Here is a 26,401-nt window from a genome sequence, read left to right on the forward strand (position 1 = left end):
CTGAATGGAGAGGGCAACCTTTTGATCTAATTCAATTCAAATGCGGTGTTGCGTGTGCTGCGTCGTTCCGGGCTCACTCAAGCAAGGAAGCCAACAACTCCAGATCGTTCTCGGCCAAACTGCCGACCGACTGCTTCAAGCGCAGGCGGTTAATCAGGTAGTCGTAGCGGGCTTGCAGGTAATCGCGGCGGGCCGAGAAGAACAGGCGGTAGGCATCCACCACAGTCACTACTGATTGCACACCCACGCGGAAGCCTTCCAGCTTCGTTTGCAAGGCACTTTCCTGGGCAATCACGTTTTTGCGCAAAGCATCCAAAGAGGCCACGCTGCCTTGAACCCCAAGGAAGGAAGCCCGGGCGGTGCGTTCTGTTTTGCGCATTTCCTCTTCCTGCTCCTGCAGGACACGGTCGCGACGGGCCATGGCTTCACGCACCAGAGAGCTGGTGTTGCCGCCGGCAAAAATCGGCACATTCAAACGGGCACCAAACTCGCGGGAGACAATGTCCTGCGCGCCACCAAACAGGGTGCCGGTCGAGTTCTGACGGCCCTGTGTGGCAAATGCGTCCAGCGTGGGCAGGTGCCCGGCCTGTTGGCGTTTGATTTCCTTCGCAGCCACCAGTGTGGCCATGGAACGCGCGCGCAAGGACAGGTTCTGTTCCAGCGCAGCGCTCACCCAGTTGTCCACTTTTGCGGGGCGTGGTGGCACGGCCAGGAAGTCGCGCTTGAAGCCCTTCACACCCGCAATGTCCTCACCCACAATTTCACGCAGGGCGGACTTGGCGTCATCGTGACGGTTCACCGCGTCAATCTCGCGGGCCACCGTCAGTGAATAGCGGGCCTCGGTGTCGTACAGTTGGGCTTGAGTACCCAAGCCAGCCTGGAAGCGGGAACGCGCCAACTCCAATTGTTTGCCCACGGCCAGCTTTTCTGCCTTGGCCAAATCCACACCGTCCACAGCGGCCAGCAAATTCAGGTAAGCACCGGCCACGCGCAACAGCAGGTCCTGCTCAGCCGCGGCAAGCACCAACTGCGCCTGCTCCAGCCCCAAATCCGCCTGCTGGATACGCACGAGGTTCTGGACGCGAACAATCGGCTGGGTGATCGTGAGGTTGTAATTGTTGCCGGTGAAGCGGTTGTTCACCTGCGCAAACGTGGGGTTGGGCGACTTCTTCAGGTCCTGATTGGTTCGGGCAGCCTGCGCATCCAAATTCACCACGGGCAGGTAACCGGCCTGGGCCTGCTTGGTCTGCTCCACAGCCACTTGGTAATCGGCCAGGGCGGCTTGGTATTTCGGGTCGCTGGACTTGGCTTTCTGGGCCAGGTCCATCAAGCGGAAGGTATTGCCCACACGGGCTTGAACAATCGCCTTGGCGTAATTGCCGGGCAATTGAACGGGTTTGACGACAATTTCAGGGCTGCGAAGGTTTTGCAGGTCGCGGCGCAAGCCGAAATCAACACCCACACGCGCCATGCTGAATGAACGAATGTCCAGCGGCGCCAGAGACAACTGCAAGCCACCCAGCAAACCTTGGGAATCGGTGGTCTGGTTGGTGCTGGACAAGCTCAAAGGCGTGGTCAAGGCAAACACCAGTCGGGCAGAACCCAGGCGCGTGTCAGTGGCCACCACGTCCTTCACCACATCGTGGGAGGACTTGAACTTCTGGGCAGCCACACGCACTTGCTCGGGCTTCCAGCCCAGCAGGTCCACCACCAAGCGGGGCGGGTTGTCCAGGAAAAAGGTTGTTTGTTCTTGGTCGGTCACCCCTTGAAGGTCCAGCGCCACGCCGCTGGGCGTGTCCACGGTTTTGATGCCAACCAGCTTGGAGCCGGAGTTCGCACGGGGTTTGGCGTCGGGCACCACAGACAACACCACCACACCACTTTGACCGAATGCGGCGCCCGAGGTGTCAACAATGTCCACAGGCCGGTTCATTTTGTAGGTGATGCGGGCCCCTGCCTTGGTCGCATCCACGGCAATCTTGTCCACCAAAGGGGGCAAGGCCAGCACTTCCTGAACCGCCGTTTTAACCGCCGCTTCAGCCACACCGGGCAACTCAACCACCAACTCGGTGGAGTCGGCGGACAGAGACACATCAGTCTGCAGGGCCAGGTTACCGTTGAAAATCAGGTCCAAGCGGTTGTCAGTTGCACCGAAGTCCAGCGAGCCCAGCAAGGGCGCAACTTGCACCAGAGGGGTCACCTCCGCGTCACCGGGCACGCCTTCCAGCACAATTTCCCAGCGGGATTTGGACTCTTCATACGCCACCACGGTTTCGTCCAGAATCCGCATGAACTGCTTGAAGCGCACCACCAAAACGCTGCGCCCATCCAAACCGGGCACCACGTCGTAGGAATCAATGTCTCGGGATTCAGCCAGGCTGCCGGCAATGCGGCGGGCCTCGGAGGAGTTCACCCCTTTAAGCTCCACACTCAGCGCACTCCCCTTCTTGCCTTGGGCGAGGTTAACGGTTCCGAGCGTACCCGCGTCCAAATCCATGGACAGGCGAAGGGTATCACTGGTGTTGCGTACTTCTATCTTGGAGTTCTGGTTAACTGACTGGGCGTGCACAGGGGCTACAGCCAGCAAGGTGGCGCTGGAAATCAGGCCAGAAATCAACAGGGCGATGGTGGTTCGACGCATACTCTCGTTGGACAGACAAGTTGGGTGGATAGACAAATACGCTTTAGTGTATCCCCCCAACTGATTAAGCCGCTGGGAGTATTTTTTAAATAATGTTAAATCGAACCAAAGTGGGTCCGTTCATTGGCCGCGACAGTGCAATAAATCACTTTTGTGCACCGCTTCCATGGCCTGTGAAACGCAATACCTTCTGAACATAGAGCTGGGTCTCGTTGTAAGGGGGCACTCCACGGTGCCGTTCAACCGCCCCTTCACCGGCGTTATAGGCGGCCGCCACCAGCTTCAAATCCCCCTTGAAACGGGCATGCAACCACTCCAGATAGCGAATGCCTCCCCGAATGTTGTCGTGGGGGTCGTAGGGGTCGCGTACACCAAAGCGTTGGGCCGTGGCCGGAATCAACTGCATCACACCCATGGCATTTTTCGGGGACAAAGCGCGGGAATTGAAGTTGGACTCAGCAGCCGCGATCGCCATGATGAACGCCGGGCTGACTGCCGACTTGGCCGCCAGCTTCTGCACAATGTCCAGCACCGTTCGCCTGTCCACCGGCAGACGGCGGGCATACACCTCGAAATCCAGGCCGGGCGCCACCGCCGGGGCCAGCGCCAAGGCCTTCAAGGCAATGAGGTCAGGTGGGCTGACAAGGCAATCGGGCGGGTCTCTGAGAACCCGCATGTCCGTGGGCTGGCCCTTCAGTTGCATCACCAACTGCGCCAAGGCCAGGCTGGCACCGGCATGCCCCAGTTCTTCAGCAGCCCGCCAATGGAACAGAGCCCTGTTGGCAGCGTCCTGATTCAACCCCATGGCCACCAAACCTGCCCGGTAATGCCCTTCGGCACTGCCCATGCGCGCCGCCTCGCAATACTCCAGGTACGCGATGTTCGGGCCGCCCAATCGCTCGCCAGCATCCGCAGTGATGTAGGCCGTTTCCAGCGCGGCCCGAACCCGTGGGGGCTCGTGGGCAAACGCATCCGGAAACACGGTTTGTTGCGCAAATGCGGGCGCAGTCACCAAGAAAGCGCAGAAAACGCTATAGTTAAATAGTAGCCGGTGATTAATGGCGGTCATGCGGCTACCTGAGGACAACCGGACAACCCCAAGAATGCCCAACAGCCTACTGACGCAGCATCTCAGGTCAATACTGATCCTGCGCGATCTTGACGAGCGCTCCATACAGGGCATCTCTCACTTTTTTGAAACAAAAACGTACGTGGCTGGTGAATTCATTCTCACCGAGAATGACGACAGCCATCATGTGCTGGCCATGTGCAATGGCATGGCCCGAGTCACTTATACCGGCAGCCAGAGCAAGCAGATTCTAATCCGCGACATTCTTCAGGGCGAATTGTTCGGCGACTGGGCTGCCATCGACAACCTGCCAAGGTCAGCCAATGTTCAAGCGCTCACCGACTGCTGCGTTGGTTTCATCAGCCAACAGCACTTTTTGACGCTGCTGAATCACAACCCGCAAGTGGCCCTGCGCCAGATGCAGCAACTGACTGGCCACCTTCGCCACATGAATGTGCGCATGTCCGACCTGATCACCTTGAAGGCCAATCAGCGGATTCACCGGGTATTGCTGGAACTGGCCAACCCAAGCCCGGACGGGCTTTTGCTTCAAGACGCCCCTTCTCACCATGAAATCGCCATGCGCGCCAGCACACAGCGGGAGGTGGTGGCCCGGGAGCTGTCCAAACTGCAAGGGCTGGGCTTATTGGTCAAACAAAAAAGCAGCTATCTCATCCCCAACCCAGAAAAATTGTCGCTTTTAGGACGCGATACCGAACAGCCCCAGTAAATTGCAATGTTCTGCAATGTTCGGGAAATTGACATTGGTAGACTCGGCACAAATTAAAGAATCTGGAGCCAAGCCAGATTCATATCCATGCGAGGACTACCATGAACAGCAGCCCCCTGATTCAGCACCTCCAATCGATTCTGATCCTCAAAGACCTTGATGAACGCTCAATTCAAGGCTTGAGCCACTACTTTGAGACACGCACCTTTGCCGAAGGCCAGAGCATCATTTGCGAAAATGACTCCAGCAACCACGTGCTGGCCATGTGCAGCGGCTCCGCACGGGTGACGCGCACTGGCGCGCAAGGCAAACAGGTCATGATTCGGGACATCCACCAAGGCGAGCTGTTTGGCGACTGGGCTGCCATCGACAACCTGCCCCGCTCAGCCAATGTCACCGCCCTGAGCAATTGCGTGGTGGGTTTCATTTCCCAGAAAAACTTCCTGACCTTGCTCACCCACAACCCGAATATTTCCCTGCGCCAAATGCAACAGTTGACCGGCTATCTGCGTGAAATGAACACCCGGATGGCTGAGTTGGTGACCTTGAAGGCCAATCAGCGCATTCAGAAAGTGTTGCTGGAGCTGGCACGCGCCAGCGAAGACGGCCTGTACGTGGACAACCTGCCCACACATCAGGAAATTGCGATGCGGGCCAACACACAGCGGGAAGTGGTGGCGCGTGAATTGTCCAAACTTCAGGCAGAAGGCTTGGTGCTGAAGAACAAATCGGGGTATGTCATCACCCGCCCTGAGATGCTGGAATACCAATCCGCCTTGCAAAACCATGCAGGCGGACGCCGCACCCATTAAAACCCGCTGCGCAATGCAAAAAAGGGAGCGGGGATCGTCGCTCCCATGAAAAACCTGAGAGAGTGAAGCTCAGGATTTAGGCGGTACGGGTGTGGAAGGCGCCGACGTTTTCAGGTCAGCCTTGGGCGCATCGTGGTCAGGGCAGGCTTGGGCGCTGAAGTGCAGCGCACCCAACACGCACATCATCAAACCAGCGATTGTTTTTTTCATCACAACACCTGCAATTCATTGAAGTTCATGACTTCATTGTGCAGCGCACCCCGGCGCGTGTCGATGCGACACAAGGTCGCACCTAGGGTAAAACGGGCTATGCTTGCGCACTGCGCTGTCGCAAAACCCAGATCGTTCGCCGCCCCATGAGCACCCACACCTACCCTGCCCTGAAAAACCTGTTGGATGACGCGACGGTTCGTCAATTGGGCCAAGCCATGCTTGAGCAACAGCGACAATTCAACCTTAATCAATTCCTGCAGCTTTGTAACAGCCAATTGGCGCAGGAATCCATCATGCGACGGGTCCATACAGCTGCCCATGCTCTGGCCCAGTGCCACCCTGGGCCCTACCACACCTTGGTGGATGACCTTGAGGCAATTGGACCAACAGTGCCCAATGCATTTTGTGGCATGGCGATGTCAGCCTGTGCAAGCCTGGCTGGCCAATGGGGCAAGGACGAGGTTCTGGACGCCCTGCGCAGGCTGACGCGTTTTGGCACCTCTGAATTTGCCATCCGCCCTTGGGTGGAACAACACACCGACGCGGTGATTGCGCAGTGCCTGAAGTGGACCCACCACAGCGACCCGCACACCCGACGACTGGCCAGTGAGGCCTTGCGGCCCCGCTTGCCATGGGGCAAACGGCTGGACCAACTGGCCCACCCGCCCGAACGAATCCTGCCTGTGCTCAATGCCCTGCGCAATGATTCCAGCGCCTATGTGCGCAAATCCGTGGCCAACACCTTGAATGACTTGTCCCGCATCCACCCGGAATGGTTGTTGGACACCCTGGAAAGCTGGCCACTGCAAGAGGCCCACCCCCGCTGGGTGGCCAAGCATGCCCTTCGCACACTCATCAAGGCCGGACACCCGCGCGCCTTGGCCTTGGTGGGTGCGCAAGCCACGGAGGGTATCAGCGCAACCTTGCACGCTTCAATCAACCAATTGAAGATTGGAGACAGCACCACACTGCACATGACTATTGCCTCTTCAGCAGAGCACCCACAAACGCTGGTGGTGGACTATGCCGTGCACTACGTGAAGAAGAATGGCCGCACCAACGCCAAAGTGTTCAAGCTACGAACGTTGACACTGGCCGGGGGGGACACGGTGATGATCGACAAGACACACGCATTTGCCGAGTTGTCCACGCGCAAACACCACCCGGGTACCCACCGGGTAGAGCTGCTGATAAACGGCAAAACATTGGCCAGTGCTGTGCTGAATCTCAACGAAAGTTGACTGCGCTACTGCGCTGAGTCCTCATTCAGTTTTCGATACAGGGTGCGTTCGCTGATGCCCAACTGGGCGGCCAGTTCTTTGCGCGAGCCCATGAATTCAGCTTCCATGGCCTTGAGGGTGGCACCGTCCAAACGGCGAGCCCTGATGCCTTTGGCCTTACCCACCGGGGTTGGTGGAATTAGCGGTAGATCCGGCTTGGGCTGAAAAAGCTGCACAGCAGTGGCGCCACGCAACACCTCATTGGGCAGTTGGTCCAGGTCGATGCGGCCATCGTCTGCAAACACGCGGGCCCTGTCCAGCACGTTCTTCAACTGGCGTACATTGCCCGGCCAGTCATAGCGCTGTAACGCCAGCATGGCGGCTTCGCTCACCACGTATTGGGTTCCCAAAGGCCCTGCCCCACGGCGCAACAGGGAATGCACCAAACGCGGAATGTCCTCAACCCGTTGCCGAAGCGAGGGCAGCTCGATGGGAAACACACAGATGCGGTAGAACAAATCGGCTCGGAAGGTACCCTCGTCCACCATGCGCTGCAAAGGCTTGTGGGTAGCCGCCACCAACCTGAAATCGGCGGTTTTGGTGTCCAAGCCGCCCACGCGTCGGAAGGTGCCCGATTCCAGCAATCTCAGAAGCTTGACTTGCATCGTCAAGGGCACATCACCAATCTCGTCGAAAAATACAGTGCCTCCATTGGCGGTTTCAATCAAACCGGCCTTGGCCTGTGTTGCCCCGGTAAAGGCGCCTTTCTCGTAACCAAACAGCTCACTTTCAAACAAGGTGTCGGACAGCCCCGTGCAATCCACCACCACAAAGGGGTTGAGTTTTCGTTCGCTGGCGTCGTGCACCGCACGGGCAAACAACTCCTTGCCCGTTCCGCTTTCGCCTTGTAACAACACGGGTAAATCGGTGGGTGCCACGCGGGAAAGATCGGACAAGGCCTGATTGAATGCCCTCGAAGAGCCCACCAAGCCCTGGCCCGTCGGCCCCACCGATGCTGTGCGCAGGGTGCGAATACGCTCCACATAGGCCACGATTTCGCCAGCCTCATCAAGAATGGGGCGCAGCTCCACGTCCACATGTTCCTGACCCTTGGGGGTGTAGTGGATGTGCAGCAGGCGTGCCACCCCACCCGTTTGACGGGCCATGCTCATGGGGCACTGCTCTCCGGACTGGTCACAGGGCTTGTCGTAACGATGTGAAATTTGAAAGCACTTTCGACCGACTGGTCCAACCATACCATCGTACCCATAGTGCTGGCGATAGGCCCGGTTGGCACCGAGGATGGTGTAGTCCACATCCATGACGATGGCTGGGTCAGGGTCGTGTTCCAGGTAGGAAATGAGGTTATTGACCTGAAGGCTACTCATTGGGTGCTTCGTCTTTCGAATCCTTGGAGTGACAAAAATGCCATGTTAGGCAGCTTTTGTCACTCCCAAGGTCCATCTGTACCGCGATGCCGCCATCGCATCACAGTCCGTTAATCGGTACTTTCAAATAGCGTGTGCCATTGCTGTCAGGCGCAGGCAAGTCCCCGGCCTTCATGTTGACCTGAATCGACGGAATAATGAGTTTGGGCATGGCCAAAGTGGCATCCCGTGCCTCACGCATCTTGACGTAGTCGTCTTCGGAAATGGCATCAGCCACATGAATGTTCAGGCGGCGCTGCTCGCCCACGGTGCTTACGTGCTTCAATTCGCGGCCATTGGGGCCGTAGTCATGGCACATGTAAAGCACAACTTCCTCGGGGAGACTGAGCACCCGGTGGATCGACCTGAACAGCGTGCGTGCGTCACCACCGGGGAAATCTGCGCGTGCGGAACCGGAATCTGGCATGAAAATGGTGTCACCGACAAATGCGGAATTACCGATGACATGCACCATACAGGCGGGTGTGTGGCCTGGGGTGTGCAGTGCATGGGCCACCAAAGTGCCGATTTGATAGGAGTCCCCATCGGCAAACAAGCGGTCAAACTGCGAACCATCCCGCTGAAAATCAGTGCCTTCATTGAACACTTTGCCAAACGTGTTCTGCACCACATCAATTCGCTCGCCAATGCCGATCAGGCCACCCAACTTGCTTTTCAGGTAAGGGGCGGCGGACAGGTGGTCTGCATGCACATGGGTTTCGATGATCCATTCGACCTTCAGGTCGTTGGCCTTCACATAATTCACGATGGCATCGGCACCAGCGTAATTCAATCGGCCGGCAGCGTAGTCTATGTCAAGCACCGAGTCGATGATGGCGCACGACTGGCTGTGAGGGTCTTGCACCACGTAGCTGAAGGTGTTGCTTTGTTCATCAAAAAAATGTTGAACCTTGGGAACCTGAGTCAGATCGACCTGAAAATTGATGGGGGCAAAGTCCATGGTGTTACTCCTTCATCTCGCATACTGCCATGCTCATGGCATCGGTGTGGGTCAAGGCAATCCTCGCTTGAATCGAGGAATACCAATGGGTGTTCTTGAGTTTGTCGGTGACAGGGCCTTTTACTTCGGACAGGTAGAAACGCACGCCCATGGCCTGCAGGTTCTCATCCACCTTCTCCAGGCTTTCCAGCGCACTGGCATCAATGTGATTGATGGCGCTGCACTGCAGGATTAAGGCGCGTGTGGTGCCCAGGTCCGCCGCAAGCCGCAAAAGCAAATCTTCCAGCCACTGCGCGTTGGGAAAATACAGGCTTTCATCGATACGCACGGACAGTACGCCGTCGACTGTCGTCACTGCATGGCGTTTGACATTGCGGTAATGCTCGGTGCCCGGCACCTGCCCCACCACGGCCCAATGGGGCTTTCCAATCGAGACCAACAAAGCCAACACAGAAAAACCCACACCGGCCATGATGCCTGCTTCCACGCCGGCCACCAGCACCAAGGCCACGGTGACTGCGTAGGCTGCAAAGTCTTTGCGGGAATAGCGCCAAAGCATACGAGGCAAGTCGGTGTCAATCAAGGCCACCACCGCAATCACAATGGTGGCTGCCAAGGTGGCCTGCGGCAGGTTAGCCAACCAAGGGGTCAGGAACAGGGTGGCCAGCAAAATACCACCGGCTGTGAACACACCCGCCATGGGCGTTTGCGCACCTGCATCGAAATTCACCACCGAACGGGAAAAACCACCCGTCACGCTGTACCCGCCAAACAGGCCCGAGGCCACATTGGCAGCGCCCAAACCGAGTAACTCCTGATTCGGATCAATCCGCTGTTTGCGACGGGCCGCCAAGGCATGCCCCACCGACACGGTCTCCACAAAGCCCACCAAGGCAATCAAGCTGCCGGGTACCACGAGGGAAAGCCACTGGTCCTGACTCAATGCAGGCAACATCAACCCCGGCAAATCCGTAGGGATCACCCCAACGGTGCGCACACCTTCCGGTGCCCACACACTGACCACAACAATGCTGACCACTAAGGCCAATACAGGCGCACCGCGCAACAACAATTCCAAAGGTAGGCCGCTCAAACCCAGACCAGCCAGCACTTGCTTGCCACGTTTGCGCACCAGCCACAACCACAACAGGCTGCTCAAGCCGATGGCGGCAGTCCATGCATTGAACAACGGAAAATGTTTGATCAACGCCATCACGGTGTGAACAAAGGTTTCACCTTTGGCCGACACCCCAATGAGGGCACCAAACTGACCCACCGCAATCAGCAATGCCGAGGCCGTGACGAACCCACCCACCACAGGGTGACTGAGCAAGTTCGCCACGAAACCTGCCTTGAATGCCCCCAAGGTGAACAACACCACACCACCCAGCAAGGCCATGGCCACCGAGGCCTGATAAAACAGGGCCACATCGCCTTGCGCGAATTGCCCGGCAGCGGCAGCCGACATCAGCGAGGCCACGGCCACCGGGCCCACCGCCATGGTTCGGCTGCTGCCAAACACCGCATAAGCCAGCAACGGAGCCATGCTGGCGTACAGGCCAACTTGCGGGGGCAAACCCGCCAGCAGCGCATAAGCCAGGCTCTGCGGAATCAGCATGATGGTCACCACCAGCGCCGCCACAGCATCAGACGCCAAGGTGGCTTTGTCATACCCGGGCAACCAGTGCAGGCAACCCAACCAGGATTTAGGGTTCATGGCGCCAGGTCCTCACACCTTCACTTTGCCGCAGGCCGTCAACCACTCGCGCCCTTTCAAGGCACCAAACCAGTAGAGGGCCGGGAACACGTATTTTTTCAGAACCCAGTTGAACCGACGTGGCACAGCGGGGTTCAGAGGGAACGTGGGGGCCAACGCGCCACCATAGGCAAATTCAGCCAACACCACCTTGCCCTTTTCCACGGTCAGCGGGCAGGCCCCGTAACCGTCATAAGCATTCATCACGGGCTGCCCTTGACGCACCCGCAACACATTGGCAGCCACAATCGGCGCCTGTTTGCGAATGGCGGCTGTGGTCTTTGCATTGGGCATGGACCCGGCATCGCCCAGCGCAAACACATTGGGATACCGCACGTGCTGCATGGAATGTTGATTCACATCGACCCAACCTGCGGCATTCGCCAGTGGGCTTTGGGCCACAAAGTCAGGGGCCACTTGGGGCGGCACCACATGAATCATGTCGAACTCACGCTCAACCAGAGTCTTGCTGCCATCAGTCCCTACCACTTCAAAGGTGGCCACTTTGCCGGGGCCATCAATCTTCACCAGGTTGTGCGCAAAATTCACTTGGGCACCATACCTTTTGATGTATTCCATCAAAGGGGGCACAAAGGTGGGCACACCAAACACCACAGCGCCTGCGTTGTACATCTCAACCTCAACATCCTTGAGTACACCCCGCTGCTCCCATTCGCTGCAGCTCAGGTACATGGCCTTTTGAGGAGCACCGGCGCATTTGATGGGCATGGCAGGCTGTGTAAAGATGGCACGGCCTCGCCGGGTTTTCTGCACCAGTTCCCAAGTGTAGGGCGCCAGATCATACCGGTAATTCGAGGTCACCCCATTGCTGCCCAGGGTGTCCGTCAGGCCTTCAATGGCCGCCCAGTTCAGCTTCAGCCCGGGGCAAACCACCAACTGCTGGTAAGCCACTTCGGTACCATCGGCCAGGGTCACACGGTTCTGTTCGGGCTGGAAGGTGTCGACTGGCTGGTTGATCCACACCACCCCTTTGGGAATCACCGCTTCCATGGGTTTGCGCGTGGCCGCAGAGTCATATTCTCCGCCACCCACCAAAGTCCACGCTGCTTGGTAATCGTGCGTTTTTGCAGGGTCAATGACGGCGATGCGCAGGCTTGAATCCCGATTGAGCAAACTGGTGATGACCGAGATACCAGCCGTGCCAGCACCCACCACGAGCACATCAAACGCACGCCCCTGACTCGACTCTTGCATCAAGCCCGATGCAGCCTGATGAATCATTTCCGAACGGCGCCCGGTGCGGCAAAACACATGCACAGGCCCCTGTTGGGCCCGCATTGCATCGCGATAGGCTTTGGCCAGCGTCAGGTCAGGTTTTTGGCCGGCCACCAACGGCAGAAACACCCACTGCACACCCAAGCCATGGGCCACAGCCTCCAATTGCGCGTTGGTGGGTTGGCCGGGCTCCTCAAAGTCAGGCCGGTTGTTGACAATGGCCTTCACGCCTTGGGCGGCCAGTGTGCGTACATCGTCTTGACTCAATTGCCCTGACACTGTGATGTTCTGTTCCAAAACCTTGTTCATCTCACCTCTCCAATTGTATTTTTTACTCGTAACTCAAACTGGTCGCCTTGCCCCAAAACACACGGTAGGCATACACCGTGTAGGCCAGAATGGCGGGCAACACGATGAGTGCGCCCCACAGAATCACCTTGAGTGAATCTGGGTGGCTGGCGGCTTGCCACACATCAACCTGATCCAGCACCAGGTAGGGGAACAGGCTGTACGCCAGGCCATAAAAGGACAGAAAGAAAATGCCCACTGTGCAGGCGAACGGCACCCACACGCCATACTCGTTGCCTTGGCCTAAGCGGCTGGGCAAGCGGCGCAGGGTGCGGTCCGCAATGAAGAACAAACCGAGCGTGGCCAAGGGAATGGGTAACAACAGAAAGAAATTTTCAATTGCAAACCATTTTTGAAAAATGCGCTCGCTGATGAAGGGGGTGACTGCGGAAATGGCGGCAATCCCGACACCCGCACCCCACAAGCTGCCGCGTGCCCAAGTCACGGCTTTCAATTGCAGCGCCCCTTCGGCTTTCATCAACAACCAGCCAGAACCCATGAGTACATAACCGGCCAACAAACACAGCGCGGTCAGAAACTCAAACACACCGCCCATCACCGTGAACTTAAAACCGGTGAGATAAGCCCCCAGCATGTACCCTTGGCACAGCGCAGCGCCTACAGAACCGAGCACAAACAATTTGTTCCACAGGTGCTTGCGTTCAGCAGGCACTTTCACACGGAAATCGAAAGCCACACCGCGCAGAATCAATGAGAACAGCATGAGGGTGACTGGCAAATACAGCTTGCTGAGAATCAAGCCATGGGCCATGGGGAATGCCACCAGCAACAGCCCCACCCCCAAAACCAACCAGGTTTCATTCGCATCCCAGAATGGCCCGATGGACGCAATCATGGTGTCTTTCTCGGAGTCATCGGCCAGCCCCATCAGGGTACCGACACCCAAGTCGTAGCCGTCCAGAATCACATAGGCCAGCATGGCAATGCCCATGAGGAACATGAAAATGACGGGCAACAAGGTTTCAAAAGTCATGGGCTCAGGCATGTGCATGATGGGCTCCTTTTTCACTCAGGGCGGCGGCGGGCTTGGATACACCTTGCTTGCCCGCCAGATAAAACACCGTGCTCACATACGCGGCAATCAAGCCCAGATAAATGAGGATGTAAGCCACCAAGGTGGACAGCACCATGGTGGGCGGCACACTTGAAATGGCATCGGCGGTTCTCAACACACCACTGACCAGATAAGGTTGACGCCCCATTTCAGTGACGTACCAACCGGCCACCGTGGCCACCCAGCCCGAGAACGTCATGGCCACCAACAACCGCAAGGTCAAGGGTGACAACGCCGCCTGAAGAGTGGGCTTACGCCACAAGCGCCACACCGCCAGCCAGCTCACAGCCAGCATCAGCAAACCAACGCCCACCATCACGCGAAAACCCCAGAACACGGGAAGCACGGGTGGATGCTCCCCAACAAATTCATTCAAGCCACGAATCTCACCTTCAGGGTCGTGCGTCAAAATCAAGGACGCCACATTGGGCACCGGCACTTCAAAGTGATTGCTGCGCGTCTTCTCATCAGGAATGGCGAACAACAACAGAGGCGCACCTTTCTCGGTGTTCCACACACCTTCCATCGCGGCGACTTTCTGGGGTTGATGTTCAAAGGTATTCAGGCCATGCATGTCACCGGCCATGATCTGGATGGGGATCAGCACGGCAGCCAGCGTTGCCCCCGTGCGCAAAGCAGCAGCCACTGCAGGTGTGCGCTGCCCCTTGCGCCATTGCCAGGCGGAGACGCCTGCCACCAAGAAAGCACCGGTCAATCCGCAGGCCAGCAACATGTGGGCCAAACGGTAAGGGAAGGATGGGTTAAAGATGACTTCAAACCAGTCAAGCACCATGGCTTTGCCATTCACCATTTCAAAACCCGCGGGGGTTTGCATCCAGGAATTCAAGGCCAGAATCCAGAAGGCTGAGAAGGTGGTGCCCGCCGCAACCAACAAAGTGGCCACGGTGTGCATGCGGTTGCTGACCCGCTTTTGGCCAAACAGCATCACCGCGAGAAAGGTGGCCTCCAGAAAGAAGGCGGTCAGCACTTCGTAGGCCAGCATGGGGCCCGCCACGTTGCCCACCGTTTCCATGAAGCCGGGCCAGTTGGTGCCAAACTGAAAACTCATGGTGACCCCAGACACCACACCCAAGGCAAAAGTCAGCGCGAACACTTTGACCCAAAAGCCATAGGCCTGCATCCAGTGTGACTCACCGGTTCGGTTGGATTGCACCTTGAAGAACAACAGAATCCACGCCAAGGCGATGGTGATGGTGGGAAACAAGATATGGAATGTGATGTTGGCGCCGAATTGCGCACGGGCCAACACAGCGGGGTCAAGAGTCATGGCAGTCATCCTGAAGAGCTAACACTATGACTGTATGCGCAAGTTTAGTGCCAGATCAAGAAAACAAACCCATTAAACCATTATCCCTTTGTTTTTATTGAAAAGAATCAAAAGTCAATATCAAGCAAAGCGAACTGGTATCGATAAGTTATGCCAGATACCAGCAAAAACAAACACGCCAAAAAACGCCAATGTATGCCATTTGCAGACTGATTCTGCTCCGCGGATGCCACTCCCCCGAAAGGGTTACTTACATCCGAGCAGATTTGGGGCTCTCAAATTTAGTCGAGGGCTTGAGATTGAATGCCTGCGTTGTGGGTTAACCAGAAGCCGCGAGTCTTACAAGTCAACCTTCACCGAACGGCCGATGAACTGCACCGGCCCGGTTGGTTTGCCAATGGGCGAGCCGTTGTAAGGCTCAAGGGTTAGCTCAAACAACTGGTTTTGGGTCAGTGGCGGCAGACTGTCCACCGGCACGCGCAAAGGCTGGCCGGGTTTGACCAAACCCAGCGACACAGGCCCAGCCCAGCCGTCAGCCTTGGTCCAGAACTGAAGGGCCTTGTCCTCGGGCACTTCCTGCATCCCCAAGGGAATCAGCTCCACATAACGGGAATCCCGGGCGTGCACCACCCAGCCCGGTGTATTGGCCTGTGGGGCCACCAGCACCACCACATACTTCACTGATGGCCCGCTGTGCGGGCCTTGCACCATCAGCACCACCGACAAGGCGGCAGCCGCTGCGGCACCACCGAGGCCCAAGCCACGCCACACATTCAGGTTGTTCCACAGGCTGGCCAGCAAGCCGGGGCGAACAATGGCCCTTGCGGTGGGGGCTGCGGTGGCGGCTGCAGTGGCGGCAGTAGCCGCCGTGGACGCAGCAATGCGGGCCCACACATGGGCAGGTGGCTCAACGGGTTGCGTCAACGCGTTTAAACCCGTCAACCGGTTTTCCCAATACTGCACTGCTGCCAACAGGGCAGGGTCGCGGTCCAAGCGGCTTTGAAGCTCCGCACGCTTGTCGCCACTCAGGGTGCCCAGCACGTATTCACCGGCCAGGCTGTTCAATTCATCGTCGGTCATGGTGTCCCAGGGCTTGCTCATGCCATGCACTCCCGCAGGGCCACCAAGCCACGCTTGATCCATGCTTTCACCGAGCCCACAGGGGCATCCAGTTTTTGGGCAATCTGGCTGTGCGACAAACCATCCACATAGGCGTGCAACAGGCAGTTGCGGCGCACCGTTTCCAGGTGCCCCAAACAGTGGGTCAACCGGCCTTCCATGCTGCGCCATTGAAAATGGTCCTGCATGTCGGCCCAACGGTCCATGGCCGCCTCGGTGTCCATCGCAGTCAGTGTGTCTTCGTCCAAGGTGGCCTGCCCGTGGTTGTCACGGATCAGGTTCAGGGCCAGGTGCCGGGTAATGCTGTACAGCCAGGCCCGCCCAAGGCCACGCCGGGGGTCAAAGGTGTGGGCCTTGTTCCATGCATTCACAAACGTGTCGTGAAGCACGTCTTCAGCTTGAGACCGGTCGTTCAGGATACGGAAAGCCACGCCCATCAACCTCGACGATTCCTGCTGGTACAGGCGCTCAAGGGCCCGATGGTCGCCTTGCGCACAACGCAGGATTTCATCGTCATAAGGGAATTCGCCAGAGTTTGAAGCAGGCGTGGGCAGAGCAGACATGGGGTGAAGGACCAGGCCGGGGGCGCAGCAAGAATTCATGAATACGATCACTATACAGCTTTGCCACCGGCCATGGGCCAACCCGGGTACACCTCACAGGTCACCGGGGTTGGCCTGAGTCGATCAGTAGCTGCTCGCTTTGTACAGAATGTAGTCAGCCTGGTACTGCACCACTTGTTTCTGGCCTTTGGTGGCTGGGCTGCATTCGGCTTTGGGGGCTACGCCGCCCACAGTGGCCACACGCTGAACGTAAGTCACGCCGTTGAACGCACCATTGCCGGTGGCGGGGTTGGCCTTGACCAGTTGCAGGGGAATGTTGCCAGCGGCGGCTGGGGAAACAGCCACTTGTGTGCCAGTGAACTTGGAACCGTCAGCCGATTCCCAAGTGGCGGGGGGGCCGTAGTAGCTGCCGACCATTTTGCCTTTGCGGTCGTTCAACACGGCTTTGGGGCCTACAAACACCCACTCGGTCTGGCCAGCGGCGTCTTTCTTGTCACGGCATTCATAGGTGATTTCGCCCACACCCACAGTTTCCAGGGCAACCGCATTGCCAGCGGGCACTTTCACGGCCTCGGGCAAGCTGGATTGATCAAACGCAGGTTGAGTGGACAACAGGCCACAGGCGGACAGGGTAGATACGGCCACCAGAACAGCGGCACCGGACAGAATGCGAGAGGTCATTGCAAAGCTCCAGAAAATACAGGGTTTAGTGCAGCCGTAAAACAGGCTGTCCTACCCAGTACACGGGGGCTATGCCATTGGAGGCAGTGCCGATGAAAAAAATTTCACCGGCACTGAATACCGCTTAGAACGGCAGGTTGGCGGGCAGACGGGGCAGCTCGAATGCCGAAAAGTCCACTGAGGTGGAAGCAATGCCCACACCACTGCCACCGCCCAGCAAGTCGCCCAACAGGTGGGCCACGCCGGATGGGTCCTGCGCGGAGAAGTCGGTGATGGCCGCCCCACCCTGCGCCAAACCACCGCCCACAGTGTCCAGCACGGTGGCCAAGGCGTCGGTCACGGGGGCCAGGGGGGCCAGCACGCTGTCGGTGGTGAGGTCGCCCAATCCCAAGGCCACTTGGTGCAAAGTTGAAGGCAAGCCGCTTTCAACACCCGCGGATTGGCCCACCACTGGCGACAGAATACCGCTGGTCAAAGGGGCCAATGGGGAGTCGTCCAGCGCCAGGGTTGTGCCCAAGGCAGCCACGCCCGCGGCCACACCGTTGGTGGCGCCTTCTTGAGAACCCACCAACTCAGACACGGGGTCGATCAGGCCTTCCAGCGGGGAACCTGTGGTGCCCGCATCCAGCCCGGCTGCGATGGCATTCAACACACCCACCACGCCGGAATCGGTGCTGACCTGGGTGTCGGTGGTGCCCAGCACATGGGTCAGCAGCGTGGCCAGCCCGGTGGGGTCTTGTGCAGCCACATCGCCCAAGGCGCTACCCGCGGCCAGAAGGCCACTGCCCAGGGCGTCGGTGACTGCAGCCAAAGGCGACAGGGGTGTTTTGTTCAACGCAGTGCCCACATCCAGCAAGGCACCGGCCAAGCCGTCGGCATTGGGGGTGGGGCTTGGGGCACCACCGCCGGTGGCTTGCCCGCCCAGCAGGTCGCTGATCAGTTGCAGGGTGCCTGAGGGGTCTGCCCCGGCGTTACCGGCCAGTGCATCGGCCGCAGTACCCAAACCACCCGCCGCGGTGTCGAGCACCATCGCCACACCGTCAGTGACGGGGGCCAAGGGGGCCAATGGGCCAGTGGCTGTCAAGGCATTCGCGCCATCAGCCACACCTTCAAGGGTTTGAACCACACCACCGTGCTCGTTGCCATGGGTGCCGACCACAGGGCCCAACAGCCCTGAGGTGAGCGGTGCCAGTGGGCTGGAATCGCCAACCAGCACACCACCAATCTCGGACAAGGCCAAGGCCACACCCGAGGTTTGTCCTTCATCGCTGCCCACCGTGCGTGACAGGGGGTCCACCACGTCAGCCAAGGGTGAACCTTCGGCCCCTTTGTCCAGGCCGGTGGCCAAGGCGTTCAATCCGCCCACCAAACCATCGTCTGTGCTGCTGGCGGCGGCATTGCTGCCCAGTGTTTTGCCCAGCAGGGCGGCCAGGCCCGTCGGGTCTTGTTCAGAAAAACCAGCCAGTGCGTTGCCTGCAGTCAAAGCGCCATCGGCCAGGGGGCCAGTCAAGGCGGTGGCAGGGGCCAGTGGCGTGGCTTCCAGCGCATGGCCCACATCGGCCAGTGTGCCGGCCAAACCTGTGGTGCCGGTGGTGGCGGCCGGTGCTGTAGCACCTTTGGGCTCAACCGGTGCACCCAGCAATTCGGCCAACAAGTCCACCGTGCCGGTGGGGTCTGCGGCTTTGTTCTCGTCCAGTGTGGCACCGGCTGTGGCCAGGCCATCGGCCAATGCATTCACGCCCTGCGCCAGCGCATCAGTGGCTGGGGTCAAGGGGTTCAAGGGGCCAGTGGCGGTCAGGTCGTTCAAGCCCGAAGCCACTTGATGCAGGGTTTCCGGCAGGCCTTGGGCACCGGTGTTGTCACCGCCCACCACAGGGCCTAACACGCCCGAAGTCAGGGGGGCCAAGGGGCTGCTGTCGTTGCTCAGTACCGAACCCACAGCGGCAAGACCTTGGGCCACACCGTTCATGGCGCCGTTGTCGGCACCCAGAGTTTCTGTCACCGGGGTGATGAGTTCGCCCAGTGGGGTGTCGTGCGCGCCAGCTTCCAGTCCATCCGACAGGGCATTTACACCACCGGCCAATCCACTTTCAGAAGAGCCCTGTGTGCCGGTACTGCCCAACACACCCGCCAGCACCGAGGTTACGCCGGTGGGGTCTTGGTCGCTGAAACCACCAATTGCATTGCCAGCGGTCAGCAAACCATTGGCCAAAGGCGTGGTGGCTGCCGTCAATGGCTCCAGCGGCGTGTCGGCCAGGGCGGTGCCCACATCGGCCACGGTGCCTGCTGCACCAGAGGAAGTGTTGGTGGCACCGGGGGCTGCAGGGCCTTTGGGTTCGACTGGGGCACCCAGCAATTCCGCCACGGTGTCCAGCGTGCCCGTTGGGTCGGCGCTGCTGTTTTCGTCCAGTGTGTTGCCTGCGGTCAACAGGCCGCCAGCCAACGCGTTCAGGCCCTGGTCCAAGGCATCAGTCACAGGGGCCAAGGGGGCCAAGGGGCCCGTTGCGGTCAAGGCATTCGCGCCATCAGCCACCGCATTCAATGTGCCGGGCAGGCCTTGGGCACCGGTGCCCTCACCACCCACCACAGGGCCCAGTAAACCAGAGGTAACAGGGGCCAAGGGGCTGCTGTCGTTGTTCAAAACAGTACCGATGGCCCCCAAACCGGACGCAAGGCCCGAGGTGCTGCCATTGCTGGAACCCACCAGAGGGGCCAGCGCCTCGCCCACCGGGGCCAAGGGCGTGCCTTCAGTGCCATTGGCCACTGCACTGGCGACGGAATTGACACCACCCACCAAGCCTTGGTCGGCCGAGCCACCACCGGGGGTGCTTACACCGACTACTTCGGCAATCACACCGACCACGCCCGTGGGGTCGTTGGCGGCCACGTCATTCAATGCGCCACCGGCTTGGGTCAGGGCATCGGCCACAGGCTCCAACACTGTAGTCACAGGGGCCAGGGGGGTCTGCGACACTGACTCGCTCAGACCATCAACAGTGCCCGCCAAGCCACCGGCGCTGTCCGCCGGGCCTGTGGGGGGCACGCCGCCGCCACTGCCACCACCGGATGAACCGCCGCCTGTGCCACCGCCTGAATCGTTGTTGTCGTCAACCGCCACAAACACGCCAGCAGCAACAGCCGCGGCAGCCAAGGGGGACACACCGGCGGCCAGCAAGCCTGCACCCACCAAGCCCACATAGCCACAGCCATCGCCAGCATTCAAAATGCCTGAGGCCAATTCATCGTCTTCGTTTTCAATGCTGACACCGCTCTGGCAAGTGGGCACCACTTCGGCCTGTTCAATGCCGGTGGCCACGTCCACCTTCTGCACAATGCGCGCACTGGCTTCAGGCTGCAGGGTCAACACTGCCGGGGTTTGGCCGCCAACCAAGGCAGGAATTTCGACCACTGCATCGGATGAACCCGTGTTGACGACCTCGTCATTGAACAGCACTGCATCGCCCACGGACAGCTTCATGGCCTGTCCATCGCGTGTGACGGTGAGTTCTCCGGATTTCAGTTGAATTGTGCTCATTGCTTGTCTGCCTGATCAAAAATGGGGGTGAGGGTGCGGTGGCGGTGCATCAACGCCAAAGCCGACCAATCCGGAGGGCAACGATAGAACCACTCCGCAGTAATCACCCATGATAGGTAAAACCCTTAGAGTTGGGGTGCTAAATTCTGAAAAATTTAGATGCAGCTGTGACAAAAATCACAGATTTTCAAGTGAAGAGTGGGGCCGATCCAACATCGGCCCCGACGCTCAAGAGGCGGGTTTCCAGTCGGAAACACCGTTGATTTGATACGACTGTGGGGGCTTGCCCGCTTGGCTGAGGCGCACAGGCACCGACCAGGTAAAACGCTGCCGACCTTGGCTGCCCTCGGGGGCTTTCAATCGTGGGTCCTGGTAAGTCACCATGCTGCCTTCGGACACCTTCACCCACCCCGCTGCCGCCGAAGTTTCATAGTAAAGCCCCAACTGGCTGGCCCAAGCATGCTGGCTGTTCACAAACACCCCATGGTCCGTCAGGCGAATCACGGGTTTGCCTTGGTTGTCCAACACCTCCACGTCCTGCTTGCGGCTGGCTGTCGCCCTCAAGCTGAGTGTGCCGCTGGTCAGCCCAGGCAGCAGGGCTTCAAAGTCGGCCGAGTTGGGCACCTGCACAAATTGGGGCTCCCAATAGCCTTTGAAGGCATTGGGGTGCCCCCACTTCACAGGCACGCGCATGGGGCGGCCATCCACACGCAGTGTCAGCTGAAATGGCTTGGCTGATTCATCCACCAGGCGCGCGTCGTACCACCCATAACCGGTCTGCTGGGCAAGTTCGGTCCACTTGGCGTGCAGTGCGCGGTAACTTCGACCGTCCTTGAGGTGCTCCGGCACACGGCCACCACCTGGCTGAACCATGCGGTACAGCGCTGGGTTGTTGGCATCGCCCAGCACTTTGCCCCCTTGAATTTTCAGATAAGGGCGGCCACTGGCATCAATCACTTCCACCGTGCGTTGGCCGTCGGTGGACACCACAAACTGATGCACATTGCTCTTGGCCACACTCAATTGAACGCCCGCTGGCAGGCGAAACTTCGGGTCCACCATGGGCTCGGCTTGCCCATGGCCGTGCTCGGCATGACCGAACACGGCTGTGGGCAGCCAACACAGCGCCACAGCCAGCGCCGATGTGAGTCGAACAATCACGATTTCCTCAGCATGAAGCTGCGCGAGGCTGACGGCAGCAGTTTGCCTTGGGCGTCTTTCACACGCACAAAGACCATGTAAGCCCCGTCGGGCAGGATGGCCATTTGGTCGGGAATGCGGAAGTTCAGGGAACCATCGCCCACATTCACAGCCTGCGCGGGAATCACCACGGTCCGCTGGTCAGCGTCGATCAAATGGGTCATCACTGTGTGCCGCACCAAAGTGATGGAATCCAAGGTTCCACCGCCCATGGACGCCATGTTCACACTCATGGTTTGGCCGGGGCGGAACAAGGGAATCTGACTGAAACCGGGGACATCCGCCACGCTCTCGCCACCACCCAGGCTGGCCAGCACTGGGCGCCCTGCACTGCTCATGTAGGGTGGAGAATAGATTTCAAACGACGGGTCCCGACCATCGTTGGGCCCCAGGCCCAAGGCCGCCAAATTGACGTTCTTGAAGTACAGGGTGGAAATGGGGGCGTGACCGCCCACCAGCACCCGGCCATCAGGCATCAGCAATGCGGTGTTGTGGTATGTGCGGGGCTTATTGGCTGTGGCCATTCGGGTCCAGGTTTTGGTGACCGGGTCGAAACGCTCTGCGGTGCGGCGGGCCATTTCCACACCGGGGGCAACCACGCCATCACGGTCTGCACCGGAAAACACCATCACGGAATCATCGGGCAGCAACACGCCAGTGCCGTACCAGCGGGGCTCATTCAATGAGCCTGTGATTTCGCTGTTGTAATCCACCACTTTGCCTTCTTTGGCGGTGGCCGCAGGTTGGGTTTTCACGGTGTCGATGCGTGAAGAACTGACCGCCACATAGGAGCCGGGCGAACCCGCTGCCACCAAGGCCAACACACCGCCGGCGGTGAGGAAGGATGCATCGCGGTACTTGCCGTCTGCATCAGGGCGCAGGGGCATCATGATGGAAAAAGTCGACCCACGCATGCCGCTACCCAACACTTTCTGCACCACAGCCGTGGGGTTGGACGCGTTCAGCTTGGTGGCTGCAGCCTGCAAGGCTGCCGGGGACTTCATCAACACATTGGGCGACAGCAAGCCTTGCAGTGATTTTGCAATTTCACTGGGCGCCGTGTAGTTGAACAGCTTGGTGAAAGACTCAAGCCCAGCATCACTGAAGCTGAAGGGCAGGCCCGCATACGCCAGGTCAGACCAGGAGTCCGTGCCCGGGTTGTAGGTGGCTGCAATGTTCCACAGGGGTTGGTCGATACTTTGCCCAAATGGGTTGAAGGATTGCCCACCCGCGTTGTAGTACACATGGCCGTTGGGCAACAGATGCAGGCGCGGGTACAAAGGCAAGGTGCGTTGTGCGGCAGGGCCGTTGGCTTTCCAAACACCTTTGTCGGTAGAGCCCAAGGCTGGCGGCGTGAAAGTCTCTGTCACCACCACGTTGCGGCCCGACTGCTCAGGGGCCTGCGGATAGACGGGTTTGAGCAGCTTGGTCACGCCACTGGCCACAAACAGGCGGTTGTCGGCCAAGGTCACCACCGAGGGGTACCAGCGGCCAAAGTTCATGTCGGCCAGTTGGGCCCAACTGTTGTTGTTCGGGTTGTAGGCACGGCTGGTTTTCAGGCCTTCCAGTTCAATCAGGCCCACGGGCAAGGCGTCAATGCCCGGCTCGTTGTAGTAGGCGGTGCCGCCCACGGCCATGATGCGCCCGTCACCCAGCATGGCCACGTCGGCACAGAACAATGCCCCATCCGCGCCGTTGGTGTTCTTGTTGGTCAAGCCGGGAATAAGCTCGGTGATTGGGTAGCCATTGGGGTTGGCACCGGACCCAACATCCCGTGGGCGCGTCCACGCTGTGGCTGCATTGGAGCCCTGCGGAATGCGCATCACCCGAGTCTGGTCGTTGATGGCTTTGGTGCCGAAGTCGGTCAAAATGCCTGTTTCGAAATCTTCTGTGCCTTCCAGGGCATTGAAGTAGAGGAAGTCGCCATTGGGCAGCAGCGAAATGGTGCCTGCTGCAGGTTTGCAGCGCAGGCGCTCGGTGACGGGGTCGTACAGGCATTTGTCGGCGCTGGGCACACCCTGTGCATCGGGGTTGGCGTCGTTGGCCGCATCACGGCGGTAGACCATCGGTTCTTCAAACGGGGACGTGAAGCAGCCCAAGGTGCTTGCATCGGCACAAGAGGCACCAGTGCCGGTCACTGTCTCAATGACGCCATTGGGGGCCACGTTACTGCCGCCAGAGGCCGCAGGGCTTGAAGAATCGCCGGAATTACAGGCAGACACCAAAAGGGCCACCAAGACACAGCCCGACAGGGTTTTGAGTTTGAACATCGACATCGCATCTCCTCTTTATGGTTATTGTTTCCGTTGAACGAACAACGGCTGCGCCCATGTCAGCTTGGCTGAACGCATGGGCGGCACTGCATAACCTTGAAGCGATGGTCGATCTTTGTTTGAAGACCGTGGTTCGGGTCGGCCTGGTCTGCCTGCGCATTCAATGCGTCACTCTGCAGCCGGTCGTTCCTCGTTGTTGTATGGCCTTTTCGGCTCTGTAGAACTTTACCACCGAGGGCCAAATTTAGATGCAGGCGGGGTAACGAAAATCGGACATCACAGGGCCAAACCCATCCAAATGCGGGCAAACCCCAAGTCGTGAATTCCAAACCGTGAAGCCTAAGCCGTATTGGGCAAGTAACCCCGAGCAAGCAACAGGGCATGAAGTTGGTCATATTCCGCAGGGCTTAACCAGGGTTGGCACGCCTTGAGGCGGCGTGAAAAATACGCAGGCCACTGGGTGGGTTCCACGTATTTGGCCTTCCACAGAAAGTGCTTCTTTTCGAAGTCGGGCCAGTCACGCAAACTGTGGACCACCTGCCCACGCGCATGCTGGCGAAATGTCGGAGTGTCTGGGTAAGCCGCCGTGGTGGAAAAGTACCGAAAACAGCCCGGGTGGGTTTGTTCCAGCGTGGACACACTCATGCCCGCATTGAACACCGTGCTGCACACCAAGGCTTCATCGTTCGGGCAATCCCTGTCTGGTTCAACACTGTCGGCCAATTGTTGCCTGCGACGCAGCAGGCACAGTGCCAAAGCCCTGCGGGACAAGCGAACCAAGGGAAACTGGCACCGCATCACCGGTCCGTAGGGCAACATGGAGGCATGCCACATGGACGATTCGTCAGAAGGCCGAATGCCCTGCGCCAGAAAATCAGTGTCTGAATTCTGAAATGGAGCGAAGAACGCCAACGGGTCCATCAGGAAAGCGACGTCAGGCTCAACCAGCCAGAAAAACGAGGGCTGAACACCCAACTGCTCAAGGTGCCGCTGCAAGGTATAGAAAGCCAAGTCCCCGCAGCGCCATCCGTAATTGGCGGGCAAGCGGTCAGCCTGTATTGGCAACAAAGCAGGCAACACGGGCGCCCAGTCCTCAACATTCAAGCCTGTCGGGCAAGGGCCTGCGGTTCGGGCATCGGGCAACACCACCACGCGGTCAGCGCACGGCTGCAATTGCTGGTACAAGCCTTGCACCTGTGGGTTCCAGCCGGTGCAGCGCAGGCCGATGACTGTCAAGGCCGCCCCACAGACTCGACAAACAGGCGGCACAATTCGTCGTCAAACACCGTGCTGCGTTGCAGGTCTTCGGGCCATCGGCGTGGGTCCTGCCCTGCTCGCTTCGAACTCAGTTCACCGAATTCACCCGCCACGGTCAACCACTTGCGGGGTGCCGCCGTGTTCACCAAAAAGCCGGGTTTGAAGACTGGGGCACCATCCAGATATTTCTTGCCTGCCCACGCCGAATCACCACGCGCCGGGGGTTCCAAAGCCAGGCCACCCGCGGCGGGCCCCACGGACAATTGCTGAAAAAACCGGTCTGCCCGGTAGCTCAAACGCACCGCATCCACACACGCCATGGGTGCGCCGGTGTCGATGGTTGGCCGCTGCGGTGCCAAAGCAGACTCGGCCCAACTGGCCATGCCTTCGAGGTACCACCGGGTTTTGAATGGGGAATAGCCGTACTGAAACAGGTGAAACAACTCATGCGCGGGCACTGAAGCGCGCGAGGCCTGAATCGACGACTGCATATTGATTTTCAAGGTGCAGACGCGAGCAGCGCCAGTGTTTTCCTTGCTGTTGCCCACGGCTTGACCGGCAGGCCAGGGGTTGGGGCCAGTGGGCTCGTCAAACGCCAAACCCAAGCCCGACTTCAAGCGCAGCAGCCTGATTTCAATGGCGCCGCTGTTCGCATACCGGGGCTGGTTCAATGGCGAGACCAAGCCCAAACGCTCGGTGTAAAACCAATAAGCTGCACGCAGTTGTGTGGCAATGTCGTCCACACGGTCGGGGTGACCATTGCCATCGGTATCGGTCAGATCGGGCGGTGCGTGCTCACCTTCAGTGGCATAGAACAGCCGAAACGGGCCTGCAATCAACACCCGGTTGTACCATTCCTTGCCATTGGCCACCCCTTGTTGGCAAGTGGGCAAGGCGGGCCATTCCGGGGCGTCCGACTGGGCCAATGCGTGGCCGCACAGGGTGAGCAACACGGCCGCACAGGCCATCATGGTGCTTTTTATTCGAATCTGCATGA

The 26,401-nt window shown here is 59.0% G+C and carries 20 protein-coding genes; 3 read left to right on the plus strand and 17 right to left on the minus strand.

From position 1 onward, the window contains the following. Positions 1-73: 73 nt before the first annotated feature. Together ACK4FF_RS09805 and ACK4FF_RS09810 are read right to left on the minus strand one after the other, a co-directional pair. Complete coding sequence (locus ACK4FF_RS09805; protein ID WP_409708180.1) at positions 74-2,641, minus strand: TolC family outer membrane protein; 2,568 nt, start codon at positions 2,639-2,641, stop codon at positions 74-76. Positions 2,642-2,786: 145 nt separating this feature from the next. Continuing rightward, entirely contained in the window at positions 2,787-3,653 is an 867-nt protein-coding gene (locus tag ACK4FF_RS09810) for a lytic transglycosylase domain-containing protein (RefSeq protein ID WP_409708183.1), read from the minus strand. 91 nt (positions 3,654-3,744) lie between these two features. Between ACK4FF_RS09810 and ACK4FF_RS09815 the strand changes: the two genes are divergently transcribed. Continuing rightward, the gene (locus ACK4FF_RS09815; protein WP_409708186.1) at positions 3,745-4,440 is read left to right on the plus strand and encodes a Crp/Fnr family transcriptional regulator; all 696 of its coding nucleotides are present in this window, start codon (positions 3,745-3,747) and stop codon (positions 4,438-4,440) included. 101 nt (positions 4,441-4,541) lie between these two features. Then, complete coding sequence (locus tag ACK4FF_RS09820; RefSeq protein WP_409708189.1) at positions 4,542-5,252, plus strand: Crp/Fnr family transcriptional regulator; 711 nt, start codon at positions 4,542-4,544, stop codon at positions 5,250-5,252. Between the two features lie 69 nt (positions 5,253-5,321). Here the strand turns inward: ACK4FF_RS09820 and ACK4FF_RS09825 are convergent, their stop codons facing one another. Beyond that, positions 5,322-5,462 (minus strand): hypothetical protein, encoded by a 141-nt coding sequence (locus ACK4FF_RS09825; RefSeq protein WP_409708192.1) that lies wholly within the window; start codon positions 5,460-5,462, stop codon positions 5,322-5,324. Between the two features lie 146 nt (positions 5,463-5,608). Here ACK4FF_RS09825 and ACK4FF_RS09830 point away from each other — a divergent pair, with 146 nt between their 5' ends. Continuing rightward, on the plus strand, positions 5,609-6,706 hold the full coding sequence (locus ACK4FF_RS09830) for a DNA alkylation repair protein (RefSeq protein WP_409708195.1): 1,098 nt from the start codon (positions 5,609-5,611) through the stop codon (positions 6,704-6,706). 5 nt (positions 6,707-6,711) lie between these two features. On the opposite strand, the gene ACK4FF_RS09835 is transcribed toward ACK4FF_RS09830, so the two are convergent. The 14 genes from ACK4FF_RS09835 to ACK4FF_RS09900 all read right to left on the minus strand — a co-directional run bounded on the left by ACK4FF_RS09835 (position 6,712) and on the right by ACK4FF_RS09900 (position 26,399). Then, positions 6,712-8,073 carry a sigma-54 interaction domain-containing protein gene (locus tag ACK4FF_RS09835; protein ID WP_409708198.1) on the minus strand — a complete coding sequence of 454 codons (1,362 nt, stop codon included), beginning with the start codon at positions 8,071-8,073 and terminating at the stop codon, positions 6,712-6,714. Between the two features lie 100 nt (positions 8,074-8,173). Continuing rightward, positions 8,174-9,073: an MBL fold metallo-hydrolase gene (locus tag ACK4FF_RS09840; RefSeq protein ID WP_409708201.1), complete on the minus strand. Its 900-nt coding sequence runs from the start codon at positions 9,071-9,073 to the stop codon at positions 8,174-8,176. Between the two features lie 4 nt (positions 9,074-9,077). Continuing rightward, positions 9,078-10,790, minus strand: a complete 1,713-nt coding sequence (locus ACK4FF_RS09845; protein ID WP_409708204.1) for a SulP family inorganic anion transporter — start codon at positions 10,788-10,790, stop codon at positions 9,078-9,080. Positions 10,791-10,802: 12 nt separating this feature from the next. Beyond that, positions 10,803-12,374 carry a beta-lactamase hydrolase domain-containing protein gene (locus ACK4FF_RS09850; protein ID WP_409708207.1) on the minus strand — a complete coding sequence of 524 codons (1,572 nt, stop codon included), beginning with the start codon at positions 12,372-12,374 and terminating at the stop codon, positions 10,803-10,805. Between the two features lie 22 nt (positions 12,375-12,396). Then, on the minus strand, positions 12,397-13,425 hold the full coding sequence (locus ACK4FF_RS09855) for a cytochrome d ubiquinol oxidase subunit II (protein WP_409708210.1): 1,029 nt from the start codon (positions 13,423-13,425) through the stop codon (positions 12,397-12,399). After that, entirely contained in the window at positions 13,412-14,776 is a 1,365-nt protein-coding gene (locus tag ACK4FF_RS09860; protein WP_409708213.1) for a cytochrome ubiquinol oxidase subunit I, read from the minus strand. Before ACK4FF_RS09860 ends, ACK4FF_RS09855 begins: the two co-directional genes overlap by 14 nt. A 339-nt stretch (positions 14,777-15,115) precedes the next feature. After that, on the minus strand, positions 15,116-15,877 hold the full coding sequence (locus ACK4FF_RS09865) for an anti-sigma factor domain-containing protein (RefSeq protein ID WP_409708216.1): 762 nt from the start codon (positions 15,875-15,877) through the stop codon (positions 15,116-15,118). Beyond that, a complete protein-coding gene (locus ACK4FF_RS09870; protein WP_409708219.1) occupies positions 15,874-16,458 on the minus strand; it encodes a sigma-70 family RNA polymerase sigma factor in 585 nt (194 codons plus the stop codon). The genes ACK4FF_RS09865 and ACK4FF_RS09870 overlap by 4 nt, the downstream gene beginning before the upstream one ends. 123 nt (positions 16,459-16,581) lie before the next feature. Further along, positions 16,582-17,139: a DUF3455 domain-containing protein gene (locus ACK4FF_RS09875; RefSeq protein ID WP_409708222.1), complete on the minus strand. Its 558-nt coding sequence runs from the start codon at positions 17,137-17,139 to the stop codon at positions 16,582-16,584. 124 nt (positions 17,140-17,263) lie between these two features. After that, a complete protein-coding gene (locus tag ACK4FF_RS09880) occupies positions 17,264-20,674 on the minus strand; it encodes a beta strand repeat-containing protein (protein WP_409708225.1) in 3,411 nt (1,136 codons plus the stop codon). A 228-nt stretch (positions 20,675-20,902) separates the two neighbouring features. Then, positions 20,903-21,835: a hypothetical protein gene (locus tag ACK4FF_RS09885; protein ID WP_409708228.1), complete on the minus strand. Its 933-nt coding sequence runs from the start codon at positions 21,833-21,835 to the stop codon at positions 20,903-20,905. Next, positions 21,832-24,150: a galactose oxidase-like domain-containing protein gene (locus ACK4FF_RS09890; RefSeq protein WP_409708231.1), complete on the minus strand. Its 2,319-nt coding sequence runs from the start codon at positions 24,148-24,150 to the stop codon at positions 21,832-21,834. The genes ACK4FF_RS09885 and ACK4FF_RS09890 overlap by 4 nt, the downstream gene beginning before the upstream one ends. Positions 24,151-24,486: 336 nt before the next feature. Beyond that, a complete protein-coding gene (locus ACK4FF_RS09895) occupies positions 24,487-25,383 on the minus strand; it encodes a hypothetical protein (protein ID WP_409708234.1) in 897 nt (298 codons plus the stop codon). Then, positions 25,380-26,399, minus strand: coding sequence for a hypothetical protein (locus ACK4FF_RS09900; RefSeq protein ID WP_409708237.1), 1,020 nt, complete (start codon positions 26,397-26,399; stop codon positions 25,380-25,382). Before ACK4FF_RS09900 ends, ACK4FF_RS09895 begins: the two co-directional genes overlap by 4 nt. Positions 26,400-26,401: the final 2 nt, after the last annotated feature.

Source organism: Limnobacter sp., assembly GCF_046297615.1.
GTDB lineage: Bacteria > Pseudomonadota > Gammaproteobacteria > Burkholderiales > Burkholderiaceae_B > Limnobacter.

Coding starts and splice junctions, on each gene's coding strand:
- ACK4FF_RS09870 (WP_409708219.1), bottom strand. CDS start 16,458: ATGTCTGCTCTGCCCACGCCTGCTTCAAACTCTGGCGAATTCCCTTAT.
- ACK4FF_RS09855 (WP_409708210.1), bottom strand. CDS start 13,425: ATGCACATGCCTGAGCCCATGACTTTTGAAACCTTGTTGCCCGTCATT.
- ACK4FF_RS09845 (WP_409708204.1), bottom strand. CDS start 10,790: ATGAACCCTAAATCCTGGTTGGGTTGCCTGCACTGGTTGCCCGGGTAT.
- ACK4FF_RS09835 (WP_409708198.1), bottom strand. CDS start 8,073: ATGAGTAGCCTTCAGGTCAATAACCTCATTTCCTACCTGGAACACGAC.
- ACK4FF_RS09815 (WP_409708186.1), top strand. CDS start 3,745: ATGCCCAACAGCCTACTGACGCAGCATCTCAGGTCAATACTGATCCTG.
- ACK4FF_RS09825 (WP_409708192.1), bottom strand. CDS start 5,462: ATGAAAAAAACAATCGCTGGTTTGATGATGTGCGTGTTGGGTGCGCTG.
- ACK4FF_RS09820 (WP_409708189.1), top strand. CDS start 4,542: ATGAACAGCAGCCCCCTGATTCAGCACCTCCAATCGATTCTGATCCTC.
- ACK4FF_RS09875 (WP_409708222.1), bottom strand. CDS start 17,139: ATGACCTCTCGCATTCTGTCCGGTGCCGCTGTTCTGGTGGCCGTATCT.
- ACK4FF_RS09805 (WP_409708180.1), bottom strand. CDS start 2,641: ATGCGTCGAACCACCATCGCCCTGTTGATTTCTGGCCTGATTTCCAGC.
- ACK4FF_RS09850 (WP_409708207.1), bottom strand. CDS start 12,374: ATGAACAAGGTTTTGGAACAGAACATCACAGTGTCAGGGCAATTGAGT.
- ACK4FF_RS09840 (WP_409708201.1), bottom strand. CDS start 9,073: ATGGACTTTGCCCCCATCAATTTTCAGGTCGATCTGACTCAGGTTCCC.
- ACK4FF_RS09860 (WP_409708213.1), bottom strand. CDS start 14,776: ATGACTCTTGACCCCGCTGTGTTGGCCCGTGCGCAATTCGGCGCCAAC.
- ACK4FF_RS09865 (WP_409708216.1), bottom strand. CDS start 15,877: ATGAGCAAGCCCTGGGACACCATGACCGACGATGAATTGAACAGCCTG.
- ACK4FF_RS09890 (WP_409708231.1), bottom strand. CDS start 24,150: ATGTCGATGTTCAAACTCAAAACCCTGTCGGGCTGTGTCTTGGTGGCC.
- ACK4FF_RS09900 (WP_409708237.1), bottom strand. CDS start 26,399: ATGCAGATTCGAATAAAAAGCACCATGATGGCCTGTGCGGCCGTGTTG.
- ACK4FF_RS09830 (WP_409708195.1), top strand. CDS start 5,609: ATGAGCACCCACACCTACCCTGCCCTGAAAAACCTGTTGGATGACGCG.
- ACK4FF_RS09880 (WP_409708225.1), bottom strand. CDS start 20,674: ATGAGCACAATTCAACTGAAATCCGGAGAACTCACCGTCACACGCGAT.